Below are 17,553 nucleotides of genomic sequence, written 5' to 3' on the forward strand. Positions count from 1 at the left end.
GTGAGTAAAGATGTCGACGGCCAGATCGGGACGGTGGCCGCACTCGTACGGTCTACCTTTCTGGTGAATGCCGTGTACGCGAATTCTGCCCGCGAGTACGGTCTCACCCAGCAGCAGGGCCAGTTGTTGTGCGTCTTGATGGCGCAGCCGTACGGCATGAGCGAGCTGGGCGCGATGCTCGGCCTGGCCAAGTCGAGCCTGACCGGCCTGGTGGACCGCAGCGAACGCAACGGCCTGGTCCAACGCCGGCCCGACCCGCAGGACTCCCGCGCGGTGCGGGTGGCGCTCACCCCACGGGGCGCCAAGCTGGTCGATGAGTTCTACACCGAGACCTGCCGCCGCGTGGAGGAGCTGACCTCGGGATTCGCCCCGGCGGAACTCGACACGCTCGCCGCGCTGCTCGGCCGGGTCGTGGCGGACAACGAGGTGCCCACCGTCTTCGTGGAACCGGATCGCCGGCGCTGAACCCGGACTTGCAGTTCGTACTGCGAACTAATATGGTTCGCAGTACGAACTCAATGTGTCGCGCCGCACACCACGGTGCGCTGACGAGCATCCGCAGAGAAAGGCAGCACGTTGTCCGCACATAACGTCGTCTTCGGTTTTGGCGCGCATTCCAGCATCGATGACATGCCTGAGCTGTTGCGCATGGTCCAGCAGGCCGACCAGGACGGGCTGGACATCTTCACCTTGTCCGACCACCCCTACATCGGCGAACGCCTGGACGCCTACGCCGCGCTCGGCTTCATTCTCGGGCGTACGCGGCACATCGCCGGCTTCGCCAACGTCACCAACCTGCCGACCCGGCCTCCCGCCATGCTGGCCAGGACGGTGACGTCGCTGTCGGCGCTGTCGGACGGCCGGGTCGTGCTCGGTATGGGCGCGGGCGGGCTGTGGGATCGCATCGCCGACATGGGAGTGCCGCGGCTGACGCCGGGCGCGGCCGTGGACGCCTTCGAGGAGGCGATCGTGCTGGTCAAGCTGCTGTCGGGGGGCGGCCCGCCGGTCACCTACGAGGGCAAGCACTACCAGGTGCACCAGATCGAGCCCGCTCCCGTCGCCGCGCCGCCCGTGTGGACCGGTTCGGTCGGCGCGAAGTCCCTGGCCGCCACCGGCCGGGTGGCCGACGGCTGGATCCCCGGCCACGCGGCCGACTGGCTCAGCGAGCGCTACCGGACCTCCCGGCCGATCATCGACGAGGCGGCGGCGTCCGTCGGCCGCGATCCGAGCGAGATCCGTACGGTCTTCAACTTCCCCGGACGCATCACCGACCAGCCGCTGCCCAACACCCGCGACCGCGACGGCCGCTGGCTCGGCGGCTCCGTCGACCAGTGGGTCGAGGAGCTGACCGGAGCCGTGCTGGAGCACGGCGCGTCGGGCTTCACCCTCTTCTCCCACGGCCACGGCGCCGTTGACCTCACCGTGCTGGCCCGCTGGACCCAGGAGATCGTCCCGTCCGTCCGGGAGGCGATCGCGAAGTAGCGCGACACCGGCCGCATACCGCTCGCCGGGTTCACGGACGCCGAGTCCGACCACCTCCACGTCCTCGCGGAACCGCGCCGAGCCGTACCGGAATGCACCGGCGCGACGTCCGCCCGAACATCCTCCCGCTCCTCGAGCGGCTGCCGCAGCTGCAGGGGGAGCATCATCGAAGCGGCGCGTAGCTCCGTGCGTGGCGGCCAGAGCGTGCTCCACGCTGGGATGCCAGAGGGAAACGACGCCAGGGGAGTTGCGGTCAGCCGATGTGACCGAGAGCTCGGTCAACACCGGTGAAGGTCCACGCGCCGCGGCCGCAGTCGGACCGTGGCAGTCTAGACACCCGCACGGTTGAACGTCACGTGTGTGACGCCACTGGGCGAAGAGACGCTCTCGATCCGGTAGGCCTTCTCGATACCTTCGAGCCCGTCCCAGAGCCGCACTCCGCGGCCGAGCAGGATCGGGACTATCACGACGTGCATCTGGTCGACGAGGCCGGCGGCAAGGAACTCGCGAATGACCGTCGCACCGCCGATGCGGACATCTCGGTCGCCGGCGGCCTTGCGAGCCGCCTCCAACGCCTCAGCAGGTGAGGCGTTGATGAAGTGGTAGGTTGTACTGCCTTCCATCGTGATCGACGGGCGCGTGTGATGCGTGAGGATGAAGACCGGCGTGTGGAACGGCGGGTTGGGGCCTCAGGCACCCTTCCACTCCGGGTCCTCGTGCCACCCGGGGTGTCCGAACTTTCCTGCGCCCATGATCTCGGCGCCGATTTGCGGGTCGTCGTGCTGGCGGACGAAGGCGTCGTCGATTCCGGTGCTGCCCCCGGGCTGCCCCCAGTTGGTCGCGAACATCCACTCGTGGAGCCGGTCGCCGGCGTGCCCGAAATGCGCATCGCGGTCCTGGCCTTCGCCGGTGCCGAATCCGTCGAGCGAGATCGCGAAATTCTGTACTCGTACGCGGGACATGGTTGGTACTCCTTCGGGTTTCATAAATGGACAGGTTCTTACCGACACGGCTCGATCGTCGGGACGGGGATATGCCGGCGACGTCGTTCGGGCGTGTGGTGTCGCAGACGAGGGAGACACGGCTCTGCGCGCCGCTTCCTGGCGACCTGTTCCGGCCGCGGCAGGGCGGCCCCGCCCCGGCTGGGCTCGCCGGGGTAGATTTCGATACCGCGGTCCAGGTCGCGGCCGGTCAGCTCGGTGGCGGGCCGGACAGGTACACCACCCGGCCCTGGTAGGTCGGCACCGTCGAGTCGAAGATCACCATGCTCAGCTCAGGGCGCGGCGAGGTTACGGGAGTGCCGCCGTCGGGGCTGGACACCCAGAAGACCTCGGCGTAGTCGGCGGTCGCGAAGTAGACGGGCGACGTCCACGGGATGCCGTCGTCGTCGTCGGCGGCGGTGCCCAGGACCGCGTACAGGTTGGCGTCCTTCAGGCCACGGGCGTGGGCGTCCAGGTCGGCTTCGGTCATGACGCCGGCCCTCGCCGGCCCCGGTGGACAACGGTCATCGTGATCTCCGTGTTCGACGGTGTACGGCCAGTCTGGCGGGCGGCACGCAGCTGGACATCCGTGCCGCACACGGTGCCACCACTGAGCCGCTACGGAACGATCACCGAAACACCGCCCTGGCGAGGATGATGCTTCACCGGGATGAGCCCAGCGACTTCACCCAGCGCCTCACCATCAAAGACTCTTCCTCGTCGCCCCACGCTGTCGGCGAACCCGACCCTCAGAGCGTGGCCCTGTTCTTGAGAAGAAGTCAGCCCTCCTGGAGATCAGAACCGGCCCCGCCAAGCGTTCTGGTGATCTTCTCTGGAAATCGAGCGTTTCCGAGAACCCGAGGTACACACGCTTCTGCGCTGCCAACACGCTGAAACTTCTTTAAGTTGGCGCGTAATGATGCGCTCGCTCAACACATAGGGGACATGTCTGTATTTCGTGCTGACAAAGGAATCGCTCATGGGAACCGCCCGTGCCTGACGAACGGCTGGCCAGATTCGAGGCCGTCTACCGGGAGACATATGGCCAGATCACAGCGTATGCCGTGCGCCGCTGCGACTCGCCGCAGGATGCTGCGGACGTGGTGGCGGAGACCTTCACGATCGCCTGGCGGCGGATGGACGATCTGCCGTCAGGGGAAGAGGCCACGTTATGGCTCTACGGCGTGGCACGCAACGTGCTGGCCAACCACCACCGTAGCGAGAGTCGCCGCAAGGCCCGCAGCGCCGAACTCGATGTAAAGATGGCCGACCGTTACGCCGACTCCCCCGATAGCGGGCTCGAACGGGAAGCGATCACCCAGATATTTCGGGCCCTGCCCGACGACGACCGGGAATTGCTGGCGCTGGTCGCCTGGGAGGGCCTCGACCACAAGGACATCGCCACGGCGCTGGGCCTGTCGCGCAACGTCGTACGCGTCAGGCTCCACCGCGCCCGCCGGCGCTTTTCCCGCGCGCTGACCGATGCGGGCATCCGTTCAACCCCGGAAAGCCGGCTTGCGCCGGCGGAGAGGTCGCTGTGAAGAACACCGACGAGATCGACGCCATGACGAGGGCGCTGGCCCGGGTCGCGCCCGGACAGCCGGGAGGCCACCCTTCCGACGCGGAGGCACAAACGCTACTCACCTTGATCACGGCTGAGGACCCCGCCACAGCCGCCCCCCAAACGCGCCCTGCCCGTCCCCGGGGTGTCCGGCGCCTGCCGTGGCGGGCAGGTACCGTCGGGCGCCGCAGCTGGCTCCTGCCGATGCGGGGCATGGCGGTCGCCGCCGCAGTGGCCGTCGCCGTGATCGTCACCAGCATGGTTTCGCCCGCCGCCGTACCGGTCGCGGGCAGAGACGTCCTGCTCATGGCCGCGGCCAGCGCCGAGCACATCCCCCAGGGCACGGGGACCTATTGGCACATCACGCGTACATGGCAGGGCCCGAACGCGCCCCAGATGCAGGAGAGCTGGACCACCCGCGACGGCCACCGCTGGTCCAGGAACGAGCCGTACGCCGCTCCTGGCGCCGTCGTCAAGGACCCGGCCCCGTTCAGGCTCATGGGCGCCGAGATCGGTTTCGAGGAGCTCGAACGGCTTCCGGCGGATCCGGAGGAGCTGAAGGAGCGCATCGCCGGGCTTCCCCAGTATGACAGCGCCATGACCCCTGCCGACCGGCAAGGCGAGCTCGTCTCCCCGCTGATCACCCTGATCACGGAGCTGCCGACGCCCGCGCAGGTCCGTTCGGCGGCGTTCGAGGCCCTCGCCACGACGCCGGGGATCAAGAACGCGGGACCGGTCGAGGGCGGGCAGGAACTGCTGATCCCGCTCTCCGCGAGCCTGAAGATCAGGATGGTCGTCGATCCCGAGGCCGCCCGGGTGGCGCGTGCCAACATCTTGCTGACCGCCGAAGGGGGCTCGGCGATGAGCAACTCGTATATCTCGGTGAACACCGAGTGGACGGACGAGCTCCCGCAGTGAAACCCCGCTAGACGGGCCGGCGTACTTATCGAGCAGGACATGGGCGCGGTCGTAGCCGAGGCGGGGGCGGGCGGTGTGCGGGCCGCAGGAAAAGGCAGCGGCCTGACCAAGGGTGAACCCCCTTAAACGCCCGATTTCATTCCGAATCTCTCTGATCCCCGAGATCCCGTGCGCGGTCAGCGAATGCTCGATCGCCACCGCCCTGTCCCTGGACGGTACCTTCGAGGCCGCGACCCTCGACGATTTCCTCGTCCGCGTCTTCACCCCCGAGACCACCGCGTAGAGCCCAGCCATGCCACCTGATCACTTACCAACCACGTTCTCCCGTTCCCGCTTGCATCGTCGCATCCTCCCAGGTGGCGGGAGGTAAGGGAGAATTGAGCCCAATGGGGCGCCAGGGCCGTACAGGGTGCATGACACACGATGAGCGTGCACAGCACGCCACGTCCCGCAACGGGCAGACGCACAACGTCATGAACGGGGCCGTGGTGCAGACCGGCAATGTGTTCGGCGGGGTGACGATCGCCTGACCGCTGTTCGGCGGGGATATCGCGCGTGCGCGCGTTGATGCCTCGCAAAACTCCCCACCGAAGCGGACGTACGGGGACCGTCAGGATCGGAAAATCCCCACAGGGTGCAACCCTGGCTAGTTCCCTGGTCGTCACTCTGCCGCGCTCTCGCATGTGCGGGAGCACCGCGGCGATCGCGTTGAGGTAGCCGTGCAGGTTCGTGTCGATCATCTTCTGCCAGTCCTGGACCGCCACGTCCTTCCAGAAGGAGAAGAGCATCAAGCCGGCGTTGTTGACCAGGATGTCGATCCGCCCGTGGGTCTCGCGTCGAGTTACGGGCGCAGCGGCTCGACTGGTTGCCTCCGGCACTCGCCTCACTCGACCGGCCGTTTGTCATCCAGCGCCCCGATGAACTGCGCGACCTCGTCATCGCGCTCGCCGATCGCCTCGCGTCCTACGCCCGCCAAGCCTGACAGCGAGGAACCAATGTCATCAGATGCCACACCTTAGCCGGGGCGGGAGCGACGGCACCTCACACACCGGGCCCGAGCTCGGTGCAGCCTTCCACACGCTGCTTGAGGCCCTTGTTGAACGCGGCGTACCCGTCATTCTTGGGTGTTCTGAGGAAGGGCCGGATCAGGGTGACCAGGGCACCGGAGAATTCCTCGTGGTTGGTCAGGCGGGTGGTGCCGTCGTGGTTGGGAGAAAGGACGAAGGAGTGCTGGCCGTGGAACAGCTGCTTCACGCCGAGCGTGCCGACCCACCGCAGTTCCCGGCCAGGCGTCGCGACGGTGACCGTGGGCCTGAAGGTCATGCCCGGCATGCGCATCGTGAGCCTGTTTCCCACCTGAGCGGTTCCCTCGGCTGCGGAGAAGGTGCTCCACTCTCCGTAGGCGGCGAAGTCGGTGAGGACGTCCCACACCGCCTGCGGGGTGGCGTCGATGTCGATGACGGCGGTGAGGACTGGCTTCACGGTGGGTTCCACTTCTGGCTGGTGCGGGCGGGAGGGGGTGGGGTTCGGCGAGCGCGTGGTCTACCGGTGGTAGGTGGGACCAGGCGTGGAGCGCAGTCCGCAGCGGTCAGAGCGTCACGCCCGGTGCGGCCCTGCGGGAGAGAGGGCGCTGGTGGTGGGGGTGGCCGTGGTCTCCTGCAGGCCGTGGTCGATGAAGTCGATCATCCAGGTGAAGCTGTCGTCGATATCCGTGGCGAACTGGAATCCGCCGGCCACTTCCAAAGATGCGAATCCGTGTAGGACGGTGCGCAGCATCCGCAGCGCGTGGATCTGCTGGTCGGGGTCGATCCGGTAGCCGTGCAGCATGGCCGCCCAGGAGTCGACCACCCGGTTGAGAGCGTCGATGAGGGGGTCGTCGGGCCCGGTCGGGCGGGCGGCGTTGGCTGCGGCGTATCGGCCGGGGTGTGCTTTCACGAACGTTCGCATCGCTTGCGCGCCGCGCGCCAGGGCTTCGGTGCCGGCCCGGCCCTGGATCGCGTCGCGGATGGCGTCGGCGCACTGGTTCATGGCCAGGATGGCGATCCGGTGGGCGAGGTCGGTCTGGCCGGTGACGTGCTTGTACAGCGACGGGGTCTTGACCCCGAGCCGTTCGGCGACCAGGCCCATGCCAAGTTGGTCGAACCCGACCTCGTCGACCAGGGCGGCGGCGGCCTCGGTGACCGCCGCGGCGGTGAGTCCGGCCCTAGGCACCGGCGGCCGCCTTGGCCAGGAACGGCACGGCCAGCGCGAGGACCTGATCAGGGGTCTGGGCGTGCGGGTAGTGTCCGGCGCCGTCGATCACGGCCAGCTCTCCGAGGCCGGCGGGCAGGTCGGCGATGATCTTCTCTCCCTCGGCGCGGGGGTCGGCCCAGTCGGGGTCGAGACTGCCTTCGACTATCAGGACCGGGCAGGTGACGTGGGCCAGCTGGGCGCCAGCGTCGGTGGGCTTGGACTTGCACATGTCCTGCAGGGCCTTCATCCGGCCGGGCTCGCTCAGTTTGGCCTCGATGCGGGCCAGCTCACCGTTCCAGTCGGCGGGCTTGGCCGGGTAGGCCACGTCGAGGTACTTCTTCCAGTCCGCCAGGCGTCCCCGGACGATGACCTGCGCCATCCGCGTGTACCCGGTCCGGAAGCGCTTGACCCGGATCAGCCCACCCAGGTCGACCGGCTGCGCACGGGTGAACGGGGCCAGCTCGATCACACCACTGACCACCTCAGGCGCCGTGGCGGCCGCGATGGTCGCGGCGCCGCCACTGATCGACTGCCCGATGATCACGGCCGGCCCGCCGAGATGACGTACGACGGCGACCAGATCGCCGGCGATGTCCGTGCGGCTGTAACCGTCCCAGCCGAGGCTGGACTCACCGCACCCGCGGATGTCGACGTTCGCGACCCGGTAACCGGCGGCCACCAGGCCGGGAACGAGGAAACGGTAGGAGTGCCGACTGTCACCGATACCGTGCGCCAGCACGACCAGGGGACCCTCCCCGGCCACGTCGAAGGCGATGGTGTTCTTACCGATTCTCAGGTGTTCGGTCATGCCGTCCTCCACAAGTATGGCTAATTTGATTAGCTTTAGACTAGTAACGTTAGCAACGAAGGTCAACACCGCACCCAGCCGCGCTCCGTGACAGCTACGCCGAGACCCTCGCCCGGCTGGCCACGCTCACCGGGGACCGGCCCGCCGTGGTGCTCACGCCCGAGGACTACGCCGCAGTGATGAACAGGTGGGACGGCGTGGCGGCCGCTACCTGGAACCGGCACCTGTCCGCGCTTACTTCCTTCACCGCCTGGGCCGGACGACAGGAGATCCTCACCACTAACCCGGGACGCCGACTGGAACGGCGCAAGCCCGCCCGCCGCGGCGACCGGTCGATCCCGCGCACCCGGCTGGACAAGCTGTTCACCGACGACCGGCACGGCCTGCGCGAGCGGATGCTCTACGAAACGGCGGCCAGAGCCGAGGAACTCCTGTCCCTGAACATCGAGGACCTGGACCTGGAGTTCCGGCGCGGCCGCGTCACCTCCAAAGGCGGAGCGACCGAGTACGGGGGCCGAGGAACCGGCGGACAGCCATTGGCGCTGAGAAGGATCATGCTGGTTTCCGCTGTTCCTGCTGAGGCTCGATAGCGGATGGCCGGCACCCTCAGGGTGGGTGTCACGACGCGCGGTGCGTCGTAGTCGCGGGTCTGCACCGCGGGCGCCGAGGAGACGGAGACGGCCGCCCGATCATGCCCCCTTGTACGGGGCTGGCTACGTCCGCGTAGCGGATGATCTGGGTCGCCAGGACCACCACTGCGGCCAGGGCGGCGGCCGAGCCGATCAGGACCGTCGGAGTGTGTGGGCCCAGCAGCCAGAGCAGGATGAGGGCGGTCAGCGAGGGCGCGCAGAACGCAACCAGGTCCACCGCCATTGCCGGTCGTCGAGCCCGGGCTGGTTGAGCAGCTGGAAGCGGATCGGCGGCCCCTGCTCGTCACGCGCTCGCAGCGCCACCGCGGTGGCGAGTCCGCCGCCGGCGCTGTGGCCGCCGACCGCGATCCGTTCCGGGTCGACGCCGAGGTCGGCGGCGTGCTCGGCCGTCCAGGTCAGCGCGGCGTAGACGTCGTCCAGGGCGGCCGGGAACCGATGCTCGGGGGCCAGGCGGTAAGCCACCGAGACCACCACCGCGCCGGAGACGTCCGCGAGCCGGGCGGCCCAGGGGTGTTCGGTGTTCAGGTCACCCATGACGAATCCGCCGCCGTGCAGCCAGACGATGGCGCCCTGCGGGTGGTGCGGGCGGTAGATCCGTACCGGCACGTCCGGATCGGCGGGCACGGTGTGGTCCTCGATCAGCAGGTCCGCGGTGTCGGGCGGCGGCAGCGCGGCGGCCAGTTCGGCGAAGTTCTTGCGTTCGGCGACCGGGTCGGTCAGGTCGGCGCGGGGGAACAAGGGGATGAATACTTCCAGTTCTGGATCCATGCCAGCCATCTTCACGGTTGCCGCACACGACATCATCCGCCATCCGTCGGACATTCCATCTGGATCACGCACCGCTCGGCGCACCCACGCTTCCGCCTTTGCTCCTCCCGACAGAGGCTTTGCCCTGCTCGACCGGGGGCTGCGGAAAACCGCAGGTACGGGCGGGTGAGCGCCTCATTCCGCGGGGCAAGTGGCCGGGCTTAGCCTCCTGGCCATGATCGGAAAGTTGTTCGACGTCCCACGGCGGCTGCTGGCCGGGCCGGCGGCCCTGCTCACCCTGATGGCGGTGATCATGCTGTCCGCCATGGCCGACAGCACCATGCAACCCCTGCCGGCCGCCGCCCCGAGCGCGCAGTTCAGCGCCGAACGCGCGCTGGCTCACCTGAAGGAGTTCGCCGCCGAACCACGGCCCATCGGCAGCCCGGCGAGCGCCCGGGCCAGGGACTACCTGGCCGGGCAGTTGCGCGCGGCGGGGCTTCAGGTGGAGATCCAGCGTTCGGTCGGCGGCCGGTCCGCCGCGGGGCTGGCGACGTTCGGCCAGGTCGACAACATCGTGGGCCGGCTGCGGGGGACAGGCTCGACCGGCACTGTGCTCATCGCCGCGCACTACGACTCCGCGGCCATGGGCCCCGGCGCCTCCGACGACGGCGCCGCGGTGGCCGCGATGATCGAAACCGTCCGGGCGCTGCGCACCGGTCCCGGCTCGCGTAACGACATCGTGTTGCTCATGTCGGACGGCGAGGAGGACGGGGTGCTCGGCGCCGAGGCCTTCATCCGCGACCACCCCCTGGGCAAAGCCGGCGGCGTGCTGCTGAACTGGGAGGCCCGCGGAGTCAGCGGCCCCTCGCTGATGTTCGAGACCACCGCCGACAACGCCCGCCTGGTCGAGACCTTCGTCAACGCCGTCCCCGCACCGCGCGGTCACTCCGCCATGGTGGATCTGTATCGGCTGCTGCCCAACAACACTGACTTCACCCCGCTGACCAAGGCCGGCTACGCCGGCATGAACTTCGCCTACATCCAGCGTTCCTCGCTGTATCACACCGCGGGCGACTCCATCGCCAACCTCAATCGGGGCAGCCTGCAACATCACGGCACCAACATGCTGGCGCTGACGCGCGCCCTAGGCGACGCGGACCTGCGGACGCTGACCTCCGATCAGGACGCCACCTACTTCCGTGCGCTCGGCACCATGATCACCTACCCGGCCGGGCTCGTCTGGCCGCTGGCGCTGCTGGCCGTAGTCGCGGTGGCGGGCCTGGCGCTGCTGGCCCGCCTCAGGCGACTGCTGAGCGTGCCCCGGCTGATCGCGGCCGCGGTCTCGGCCGTGGTGCCGCTGGCGCTGTCGGTCGCCCTGGCGCAGGGATTGTGGGAACTGCTGGTGGCCTGGCGGCCCGCCTACGACCTGATGGGCGGGCTGCTGCACCGCCCACGGCCGTACCAGGCGGCGATCGCGGCCCTGTGCGCGCTGGCGGTTCTCGGCTGGTATCTGATGCTGCGGCGCAGGCTCGGTCCGGCGGCGCTGGCCGTCGGAGCGCTGACCTGGCTTGCCGGGCTGGGCGTGCTGTGCGCGCAGTTCGCTCCCGGCGCTTCCTTCCTGTTCGCCCTGCCGGCCCTGTTGGGCGCGCTCGGTTGCCTGGCCGCCGCCTTGCTGCGCGGACCCGCGTGGGCGCGGTGGGCGGCGGCGATGCTGGGCCCGATCACGGCCGCGATGCTGCTGCCGTCCCTGGCCGGGGACGTCTTCGACGGGATGGGGCTGGCACTCGGCGGGGTGAGTGCGCTGATCCTGGCACTGTTCGGGCTGATCGTGGTGCCGCTCGCGGAACTGTTCCTGCCCGATCCCGCCATCCGGCCGAAACGCGCCGTCGTCCTCCCCGTGTCCCTGACGGCCCTTGTCCTGGCGACGGCACTGGTCGCCACCGGGCTCGTGGTGGACGACTTCGACGCCGACCAGCCGCAGCGTACGCACCTGGCCTACGTCATGGACGCCGACACCCGCACCGCCCACTGGGTCAGCGCCGACACCGACCCGGCACAGTGGACCAGGCAGTACGTGTCCGGCCACGACACCTCCGCGCTGCCCGGCGGCTACGCACGAGGCACGCTGCGGACCGGTCCCGCACCGGTGATCGCCGCCGACGGCCCGCGAGCTGCCGTCCTGGCCCAAAGCGAGGGCACGCTCAAACTGCACGTGACAGCGGGGAAGGGCGCGCGCTCGGTGATGCTGAGACTCGACCAGCCGATCACCCACGCCACCGCATCGGCCGGCCGGTTCGGGTCGGCGAGCGTGCCGGTCACCGGTACGCGAACCGGAACCTGGCCCTCGGAGATCCGCTTCCGCGGCATCCCCGCCCAGGGAGCCCAGATCACCCTGCGCATGGCGAAAGCGGATCGGATTCGCCTCACCGTCATCGGCGAGACTGACGGGCTGACCGCGGTACCGGGCTTCGTCCCCAGACCCCCTGATCTGGTCGCGGCCACCAGAGAGGATGGCGGCCTCGTCGCGGTCACTCGCAGTTACACCCTGACCAGCGACTCCTAGATCCCGGAACGCTCGCCGTCCGGCTCGGGCAAGGGCACGCGATGAGCACGGGTCGGACGTCGCGTGTTCGGACCTGTCCATGTCGAGCAGAACCATCCTGTCGTGATCGGTTGTCCCCGGCTCGGCGTAGAACATCGTGCCCGGTGGGCGAGCCGGCGTACCGCGGCCGGAGTCTTGCCGACGGCCTCGGCGATCTCGGTGTACTCCAGTTCGAACACCTCGCGCAGCACGAACACCGCCCGCTCGGTCGGCGTGAGCACCTCCAGCACCAGCAGCATCGCCATCGAGACGCGGTCGGCGAGCACGGCGTCGTCGGCCACGTCGGGAGGAAGATCGTCCAGCCCAGTTCGGCGAGCTGGCGGGCCGCCTCGAAGCCGAGTCCCTTGTCGCCTCCGGTGATCAGCACCGAGGTCTGTCGCGAGTTCGTCATGCCCCATGGACGACACGTTCCGCTCGGCTGTGACGCCGTGTGAGGCACCTCATATCCGCCCGGCCGTCATACCTGCGGATGAGGTCACGTCCCTACTTTCGCTCGATTCCCTTCTGACCGGAGGCGGTCAAAGATCGGGACATGCGAAGATTCGTCGCCCTGTTATCGGGGCTCACAATCCCGCTCCTCTTGATCACGCCGGCCACGGCCACCGCCGAGCGGACCGAACCGGCCCCTGCCGCGATCTCCTGGACGCCGTGTCCGGAGGTTCCCGAGATGGACTGCGGGACGATCACCGTTCCCGTCGACTGGAAACATCCGGAAGGCGGCACCTTCCAGGTCGGGGTCGCCCGCCGCAAGGCCACCGACCCGGCGGCCAGGATCGGTGTGCTCACGCTGGGGGCGGGTGGCCCAGGTGGTTCGGGAGTGAACCTGGTCCTTACGAGCCCGCGCCGCTTCAGCCCCGAGGTGCTGCGCCGCTTCGACATCGTCGGTCTCGACCCGCGCGGCACGAACCGGAGCCACCCCATCCTCTGCTCCACGGACCTGCTGACGCAGGCACCGGAGCCGCTCATGAAGAGCCAGGCCGACTTCGACCGGATGGTCGCCTACAACAAGCGCCTGCGCGACGACTGCCGGGCGCGTACCGGCCCGCTGTTCGACCACGTCGACTCGCTCAGCACGGCGGCCGACCTCGACGCCTTCCGCGCCGCGCTCGGTGAGCGGCAACTGTCGTTCTGGGGCGGTTCGTACGGCACCCTCCTCGGCCAGTTGTACGCCGAGCGCTACCCGAAGCGGGTCCGCGCCTTCGTTCTCGACAGCACCATGGACCACAGCCTGGGCACGCAGGCGTTCATGGACACCGAGACGTGGGGCGCGCAGGACGCCTTCAACGAGTTCGCGGCCTGGTGCGACCGGGACAGCCGCTGTCTCCAGCACGGCCAGGACGTCAAGGCGTTCTGGCGGGGGCTGCTGGAGCGGGCCGATCGCGGTGAACTGCACGTACCGGGGGAGCCCGACGTCCCGGTGACCGCGTTCATGATCGCTAACGAGGCGCTGGGCGCCTTCTACGATCCCTTCAACTGGCTGGCGCTCTCCCAGCTGCTCGCCGATCTTGACACTGGCCAGGCGACGGGTGACAGCACATTGCGGATGTCGCTCACCAGCGCCCCGAAGACCAGCGCGGAGGAGGTCAGCCCGAACCCGTTGCAGATCTTCTGCCTGGACTACCGGCTGCCGATCCGGGACTACCGAGAGTTCGCCGGGCACCTGCGCCGTATGGCCAAGATCGCGCCCGAAATGCGGTACAGCCCGATCGCGCTCGTGACGAGCGTCGCCTGCCTCGGGACGCCGGGCCCGATCCCCAACCCGCAGCATCGCCTGAACGTCCGCACGGACACGCCGCTGCTGGTCGCCAACTCCCTGCACGACCCCGCCACCGTCTACCCGTGGGCACTCGGCGCGACCCGGCAACTGGGGCGTTCTGGGCGGTTGCTCACGTACGAGGGCTGGGGGCACATCGTCCTGGGGCGTGGAGCGTGCGGCAACCAGATCATCGAGTCCTACCTGCTCACGCAGACGCTCCCGGCGAAGGGAGCCCGTTGCCCGGCGGTCCCGCCCGCTGAGGTGAGCACGCTCAGCGAGCCCGTCGCTCCGCAGCCCGGCACGCCCGGCTGGGGGTTCCGCTTCTGACGGCCACCCCTGGAGCTCCTGATCATCAAGCACTCGTGCACGTGTCCCGGACACGTGCACGAGTGCTTGATCGACTTCGCGTCGGCGGCTCATTAGGGTGGGGCGTCCGATTCCCTTTCGCCCCAGGAAGTGCCACGTGTTCCGTCGTCATGTCTTAGCCACTCCCGCCCTGCTCACCACGGGTGTGTACATCGTCGCGCTGGCCGTCGCCGCCGTGATCGCGCTGACCGTGGGCAACCTCGGTGTGCTGTGGTGGTTGACGGCGTTCACGGAGACGGAGGAGAAGGTCGCGGCCACTTGGCCGAACGTGCTCGTCCTGGTCGTGGCCGGACTGCCGTGGGCCTGGGGGCTGTGGCAGAGCCTGCGCGGGCCGCTGGCGGGGCCGGCGCCCGAGCTGGACCAGGACACGCGGCGGCTGCGGATCGCCCTGTACGTCGCGGCGGCGTCCTGGCTGCTCTGCGCCGTCCTGCCGTCCTGGCCCTGGTGGGCAGTGGTGCTCGACGCCATGGTGATGTGGCTGGTCGTGACGCTGTACACGTCGGTGCTGGGGCCCAACCTGGAGTTCTCCGAACATGCGCGGGGCGCCGGTGTGCTGGGGTACGCGGGCTTCGGCGTCATCGAGGTCCTTTACGCCCTCGAGTTGCCGGTGCCCGACTGGCTGGAACTGATCTGCGGCCTCGGGTACCTGATCTGGACCGTGCTGGTGCTGCGCGCGCAGCGACGCGACGGCCGCTGGCGGCGGGACACCATCCGGTACGGCATCGCCGCCCTGGTGGCGCCGTTCCTCGTGGGGCTGGCGGACTCGCTGTTCATGAACGAGACGAGCGTCCTCGTCAACGCCATGGGGGCCGTCGGCGTCCTGACGCTGATCTGGCTGGCCCGCTCCGCCCACGACCTCGCCGACCCACGCTCCCAACCGGCACCGCTCTCTCCCGCGGTTTGAGGCTTTCGCGCTCTTCGGCCAGCGCGAGTGACGGAAAGTCTCTGGAGCCGGTCCAACGACAGGCTTGGAGCCATGACCTACGAACAACCTGCTGTCGAGACCGCCCCCTGGCGGGAACTACTCGGGCGCGACACCTCGGGGCGGCGATCGTGCTGGCCGGCGGGGTGCTCGTCGGCGCGATCAACATCTACCTCGTCGCCAGCCTGCTGCCGACCGCGGTCGCCGACCTCGGTGGTGCGAGCTTCTACGCCTGGAACATGACGATCTACCTCGTCGCCATGGTGATCGCGACGATGCTCGCCGGCCGGTCCCTGTCTCAGTGGGGGAACGTCGGCGCTTATCTCCTCGGCTTCGCCACGTTCACCGCCGGGTCCCTGGCCTGCGCGTTGAGCCCGGCGATGGCCGTGCTGCTGGTCCTGGCGGCGGCCGGGCCGTGAGCGTGGCGGGAGTCCCGCCGGGCACGGCCACGAAGGCGGCCGGTGTGGCAGGGGGTCGAGTCGTTCCTGCCGCTGTTCGGTCAGCGGCTGGCCGGGCTGCCGCCGCTCGTGGCGGGTTTCTTCGCCGCGGCCGTCTCGCTGGGGTGGTCGGTGACCCAGCTCTTGGTCCGCCGATGCGCTGCACCGTGTCCGCCCTTGTCGTGCGTGATGGTCGTGACCCATGGTGCTCCGGCCACACGACTACCCGGAAGGCGGGGTTACCCAGGAGGGAATGAGGCTCGGTCGGGTTCGGGGAGCCATTGGTGGTCCGGGTCGAAGGGCTGGTAGTCGCGGGTGACGAAGTCGATCAGCGCGGTCAGCAGTGGGTGACGGTTCTGGTGGTGGTGGAGCAGCAGGAACGGGTACGCGGGCACGGGATCGACCAGCGGGATTCGTACGGTGTCCTGACGCCAGGGCAGGCGGGTGCGTTCGCCGACGATGCTCACCCGCCCGGCGACGCCGACCTGTTCCACGAAGTGCTCCCAGCCGAAGTCGGGCCCGGAGACGTCCATCGTGATGGCGAAGTCGGCGCCGAGGGAGTCAGGAACTCGGCCCATTCGCTGCCGGGGGCATGGCCGGGCATCCACCGACACAAGATCGAATTGTGATCCGCCAACAGCTCGGGGGACCCCCTGAACCTCATTCACGGCGCAGACCGGGAGTCCGGCGCAGGCCGCAGGAGCTGAGCCCGGCGTCTTGGGGGGTGACCTGGGCCCGCCTGGCTCGCAGATCCGATTCGAGCCCACTCTCGACGTCGAGCACCGCGTCATAGCGACGCCGCGACTCACGTCCCATATGTCTAGTTTGATGATTATGGGATGTGCGTCACCCTAGGCCGCTGGCGCCCTAAGTGACGGCGATGGCGGGAGCCACGCGCGCCGAGCCGATGCCGCGGTCGGGCTTGCCGAGCCGGAAACGCACCTTGCCCTTGAGTACGGTGCCGGATTCGGCTTGCCCATCGGTGAGGCCCTCGCCGGGGAACAGCGTGAACGTCCACCTCGCGTTCGATTCGCAGTCGGGCAGGTCGCGCCCGCTTTGCAGGACTCGGGCGCCCCAGAGCTGACGGATCATCAGCGTCCTGGTGTCCGTGCCCGCCACCGTGAACGACGCCGCCGGCTCGTCCACGATCTGGTGGTGACTGCCCAGAGACGGCCCATAAGCACCAGTGATCGTGGCGACCATGGTCCACGACCTGCCAGGCCCGATTCCGAGGACGCCTGCGGGCAACCGCTCGTCGAACACGTCCTTGGTGGGCGTGCCGAGCTGATCCGCTCGCGTGGCCGCGGCCATCGGGCGCCGGGTGTCCAGCAGGCCGGGGTCGGGTACCAGCAGGATCCCGTACGTCGTCTCATCCGCGAAGCGAGCCGAGGCGAAGTGGTTCCGAAGGGCGAGCACCGCGCGCTCGGCGGCCTCCCACAGTTCGTCGGAGAACGCGGTCGCCAGGTAGTCAGGCGTCACCGCCGGGAGCCCGGCCCGCGCCACCGCTTCGGCCACGGATTCGCAGCCCGACCACCCGGACTCGGCCAGCCTCGCCATCTGCTCGGCCTTGAACGACATCACTCACCCGCGATCGTCACAGATCCTTCTCATCGAATACACCCTCATAAAGGCCCGCCAACTCGGTCGTCTCCACGATCTCGGCGAGCCGCTCCAGTGCGTCCGGACGGGTCAGCGCCGCACGCTTGTCCTCGAACTCGGCCAGGGGCATGTCCAGCTCAAGGACCGTGATCACCTGCCGGTCGTCGGCGACATTGCGCGAGACGCTGACCTTCGCGGGATAGCCGTCCGTATCCTCCGGAACCCAAGCTTCCTTGAACTGCTCATACGTCACACCGGCCTTCAAGGTTCGTACGAACACCGCACGCAACATCGCTACCCCTCCACAAGAGAAACGGACCACCGAACGCGCCCGGTGCTCACGATACGGACATCCGAGAGCCCGCACCCGCCCGTCCAGCGGTCGGCGGGTCTCGATCTCCCAGCGTGTGGCGCCGATACGGCTTATCTGCTCACTTGGCCTGTTCGAAGAGCCTGGCTCGGTCTGTACGAAGAGCGGCGGCTGGGCAGCGCT

Annotated in this window: 21 protein-coding genes and 2 pseudogenes; 10 read left to right on the forward strand and 13 right to left on the reverse strand. The window is 68.9% G+C overall.

Annotation, left to right across the window (positions count from 1 at the left end):
* Complete coding sequence (locus tag AB0B61_RS46160) at nt 1–465, forward strand: MarR family transcriptional regulator (RefSeq protein ID WP_358446824.1); 465 nt, start codon at nt 1–3, stop codon at nt 463–465.
* A 111-nt stretch (nt 466–576) separates the two neighbouring features.
* Nucleotides 577–1,482 (forward strand): LLM class flavin-dependent oxidoreductase, encoded by a 906-nt coding sequence (locus AB0B61_RS46165; protein ID WP_358446827.1) that lies wholly within the window; start codon nt 577–579, stop codon nt 1,480–1,482.
* Nucleotides 1,483–1,811: 329 nt separating this feature from the next.
* Here the strand turns inward: AB0B61_RS46165 and AB0B61_RS46170 are convergent, their stop codons facing one another.
* The 3 genes from AB0B61_RS46170 to AB0B61_RS46180 all read right to left on the reverse strand — a co-directional run bounded on the left by AB0B61_RS46170 (nt 1,812) and on the right by AB0B61_RS46180 (nt 2,952).
* On the reverse strand, nt 1,812–2,138 hold the full coding sequence (locus AB0B61_RS46170) for a dihydrofolate reductase family protein (protein WP_358447014.1): 327 nt from the start codon (nt 2,136–2,138) through the stop codon (nt 1,812–1,814).
* 33 nt (nt 2,139–2,171) lie between these two features.
* Nucleotides 2,172–2,444, reverse strand: a complete 273-nt coding sequence (locus AB0B61_RS46175) for a hypothetical protein (protein WP_358446830.1) — start codon at nt 2,442–2,444, stop codon at nt 2,172–2,174.
* Nucleotides 2,445–2,673: 229 nt separating this feature from the next.
* Nucleotides 2,674–2,952, reverse strand: a complete 279-nt coding sequence (locus tag AB0B61_RS46180) for a hypothetical protein (protein WP_358446832.1) — start codon at nt 2,950–2,952, stop codon at nt 2,674–2,676.
* Between the two features lie 502 nt (nt 2,953–3,454).
* On the opposite strand from AB0B61_RS46180, the gene AB0B61_RS46185 reads away from it, so the two are divergent.
* From AB0B61_RS46185 to AB0B61_RS46195, 3 genes are all read left to right on the forward strand, one after another.
* Complete coding sequence (locus AB0B61_RS46185) at nt 3,455–4,003, forward strand: RNA polymerase sigma factor (RefSeq protein ID WP_358446835.1); 549 nt, start codon at nt 3,455–3,457, stop codon at nt 4,001–4,003.
* Nucleotides 4,000–4,941, forward strand: a complete 942-nt coding sequence (locus tag AB0B61_RS46190) for a hypothetical protein (RefSeq protein WP_358446838.1) — start codon at nt 4,000–4,002, stop codon at nt 4,939–4,941. The genes AB0B61_RS46185 and AB0B61_RS46190 overlap by 4 nt, the downstream gene beginning before the upstream one ends.
* Before the next feature lie 112 nt (nt 4,942–5,053).
* Nucleotides 5,054–5,224 (forward strand): hypothetical protein, encoded by a 171-nt coding sequence (locus AB0B61_RS46195; protein ID WP_358447020.1) that lies wholly within the window; start codon nt 5,054–5,056, stop codon nt 5,222–5,224.
* A 433-nt stretch (nt 5,225–5,657) separates the two neighbouring features.
* On the opposite strand, the pseudogene AB0B61_RS46200 reads toward AB0B61_RS46195, so the two are convergent.
* The 4 genes and pseudogenes from AB0B61_RS46200 to AB0B61_RS46215 all read right to left on the reverse strand — a co-directional run.
* A pseudogene (locus AB0B61_RS46200) lies at nt 5,658–5,729 on the reverse strand (hypothetical protein); the annotation flags it as partial.
* A gap of 253 nt (nt 5,730–5,982) precedes the next feature.
* Nucleotides 5,983–6,423, reverse strand: a complete 441-nt coding sequence (locus AB0B61_RS46205; RefSeq protein ID WP_358446840.1) for an SRPBCC domain-containing protein — start codon at nt 6,421–6,423, stop codon at nt 5,983–5,985.
* A gap of 114 nt (nt 6,424–6,537) precedes the next feature.
* Nucleotides 6,538–7,152 carry a TetR-like C-terminal domain-containing protein gene (locus tag AB0B61_RS46210; RefSeq protein WP_358446843.1) on the reverse strand — a complete coding sequence of 205 codons (615 nt, stop codon included), beginning with the start codon at nt 7,150–7,152 and terminating at the stop codon, nt 6,538–6,540.
* Nucleotides 7,145–7,981: an alpha/beta hydrolase gene (locus AB0B61_RS46215; protein ID WP_358446847.1), complete on the reverse strand. Its 837-nt coding sequence runs from the start codon at nt 7,979–7,981 to the stop codon at nt 7,145–7,147. The genes AB0B61_RS46210 and AB0B61_RS46215 overlap by 8 nt, the downstream gene beginning before the upstream one ends.
* Nucleotides 7,982–8,127: 146 nt before the next feature.
* Between AB0B61_RS46215 and AB0B61_RS46220 the strand changes: the two genes are divergently transcribed.
* Entirely contained in the window at nt 8,128–8,571 is a 444-nt protein-coding gene (locus AB0B61_RS46220) for a hypothetical protein (RefSeq protein WP_358446850.1), read from the forward strand.
* Nucleotides 8,572–8,814: 243 nt separating this feature from the next.
* On the opposite strand, the gene AB0B61_RS46225 is transcribed toward AB0B61_RS46220, so the two are convergent.
* Complete coding sequence (locus tag AB0B61_RS46225; protein WP_358446853.1) at nt 8,815–9,399, reverse strand: alpha/beta hydrolase fold domain-containing protein; 585 nt, start codon at nt 9,397–9,399, stop codon at nt 8,815–8,817.
* A 214-nt stretch (nt 9,400–9,613) separates the two neighbouring features.
* On the opposite strand from AB0B61_RS46225, the gene AB0B61_RS46230 reads away from it, so the two are divergent.
* Nucleotides 9,614–11,941, forward strand: coding sequence for a M28 family peptidase (locus AB0B61_RS46230; protein WP_358446856.1), 2,328 nt, complete (start codon nt 9,614–9,616; stop codon nt 11,939–11,941).
* 134 nt (nt 11,942–12,075) lie between these two features.
* On the opposite strand, the pseudogene AB0B61_RS46235 reads toward AB0B61_RS46230, so the two are convergent.
* Nucleotides 12,076–12,267: pseudogene (locus AB0B61_RS46235) on the reverse strand (sigma factor-like helix-turn-helix DNA-binding protein); the annotation flags it as partial.
* 245 nt (nt 12,268–12,512) lie between these two features.
* Between AB0B61_RS46235 and AB0B61_RS46240 the strand changes: the two are divergent.
* The 3 genes from AB0B61_RS46240 (at nt 12,513) to AB0B61_RS46250 (ending at nt 15,443) form a co-directional block, all read left to right on the forward strand.
* Nucleotides 12,513–14,063 carry an alpha/beta hydrolase gene (locus tag AB0B61_RS46240; RefSeq protein ID WP_358446859.1) on the forward strand — a complete coding sequence of 517 codons (1,551 nt, stop codon included), beginning with the start codon at nt 12,513–12,515 and terminating at the stop codon, nt 14,061–14,063.
* A gap of 136 nt (nt 14,064–14,199) precedes the next feature.
* On the forward strand, nt 14,200–15,006 hold the full coding sequence (locus tag AB0B61_RS46245; RefSeq protein WP_358446862.1) for a hypothetical protein: 807 nt from the start codon (nt 14,200–14,202) through the stop codon (nt 15,004–15,006).
* Between the two features lie 149 nt (nt 15,007–15,155).
* Nucleotides 15,156–15,443 carry a hypothetical protein gene (locus AB0B61_RS46250; protein ID WP_358446865.1) on the forward strand — a complete coding sequence of 96 codons (288 nt, stop codon included), beginning with the start codon at nt 15,156–15,158 and terminating at the stop codon, nt 15,441–15,443.
* 257 nt (nt 15,444–15,700) lie between these two features.
* Here AB0B61_RS46250 and AB0B61_RS46255 read toward each other — a convergent pair whose 3' ends face one another.
* From AB0B61_RS46255 to AB0B61_RS46270, 4 genes are all read right to left on the reverse strand, one after another.
* Entirely contained in the window at nt 15,701–16,039 is a 339-nt protein-coding gene (locus AB0B61_RS46255; protein ID WP_358446867.1) for a hypothetical protein, read from the reverse strand.
* A gap of 82 nt (nt 16,040–16,121) precedes the next feature.
* On the reverse strand, nt 16,122–16,277 hold the full coding sequence (locus AB0B61_RS46260; protein ID WP_358446870.1) for a hypothetical protein: 156 nt from the start codon (nt 16,275–16,277) through the stop codon (nt 16,122–16,124).
* A 51-nt stretch (nt 16,278–16,328) separates the two neighbouring features.
* Nucleotides 16,329–17,039 carry a hypothetical protein gene (locus tag AB0B61_RS46265; RefSeq protein WP_358446873.1) on the reverse strand — a complete coding sequence of 237 codons (711 nt, stop codon included), beginning with the start codon at nt 17,037–17,039 and terminating at the stop codon, nt 16,329–16,331.
* A gap of 16 nt (nt 17,040–17,055) precedes the next feature.
* The gene (locus AB0B61_RS46270) at nt 17,056–17,352 is read right to left on the reverse strand and encodes a hypothetical protein (RefSeq protein ID WP_358446875.1); all 297 of its coding nucleotides are present in this window, start codon (nt 17,350–17,352) and stop codon (nt 17,056–17,058) included.
* Between the last annotated feature and the right edge of the window lie 201 nt (nt 17,353–17,553).

This window comes from Nonomuraea sp. NPDC049158 (assembly GCF_040648335.1).
Lineage (GTDB): Bacteria > Actinomycetota > Actinomycetes > Streptosporangiales > Streptosporangiaceae > Nonomuraea.

What these genes read in the sequence shown, in the direction of transcription:
- AB0B61_RS46175 (WP_358446830.1), bottom strand. Translation starts at nt 2,444, where the DNA reads ATGTCCCGCGTACGAGTACAGAATTTCGCGATCTCGCTCGACGGATTC.
- AB0B61_RS46180 (WP_358446832.1), bottom strand. Translation starts at nt 2,952, where the DNA reads ATGACCGAAGCCGACCTGGACGCCCACGCCCGTGGCCTGAAGGACGCC.
- AB0B61_RS46215 (WP_358446847.1), bottom strand. Translation starts at nt 7,981, where the DNA reads ATGACCGAACACCTGAGAATCGGTAAGAACACCATCGCCTTCGACGTG.
- AB0B61_RS46225 (WP_358446853.1), bottom strand. Translation starts at nt 9,399, where the DNA reads ATGGATCCAGAACTGGAAGTATTCATCCCCTTGTTCCCCCGCGCCGAC.
- AB0B61_RS46230 (WP_358446856.1), top strand. Translation starts at nt 9,614, where the DNA reads ATGATCGGAAAGTTGTTCGACGTCCCACGGCGGCTGCTGGCCGGGCCG.
- AB0B61_RS46240 (WP_358446859.1), top strand. Translation starts at nt 12,513, where the DNA reads ATGCGAAGATTCGTCGCCCTGTTATCGGGGCTCACAATCCCGCTCCTC.
- AB0B61_RS46255 (WP_358446867.1), bottom strand. Translation starts at nt 16,039, where the DNA reads ATGGGCCGAGTTCCTGACTCCCTCGGCGCCGACTTCGCCATCACGATG.
- AB0B61_RS46260 (WP_358446870.1), bottom strand. Translation starts at nt 16,277, where the DNA reads ATGGGACGTGAGTCGCGGCGTCGCTATGACGCGGTGCTCGACGTCGAG.
- AB0B61_RS46265 (WP_358446873.1), bottom strand. Translation starts at nt 17,039, where the DNA reads ATGTCGTTCAAGGCCGAGCAGATGGCGAGGCTGGCCGAGTCCGGGTGG.
- AB0B61_RS46270 (WP_358446875.1), bottom strand. Translation starts at nt 17,352, where the DNA reads ATGTTGCGTGCGGTGTTCGTACGAACCTTGAAGGCCGGTGTGACGTAT.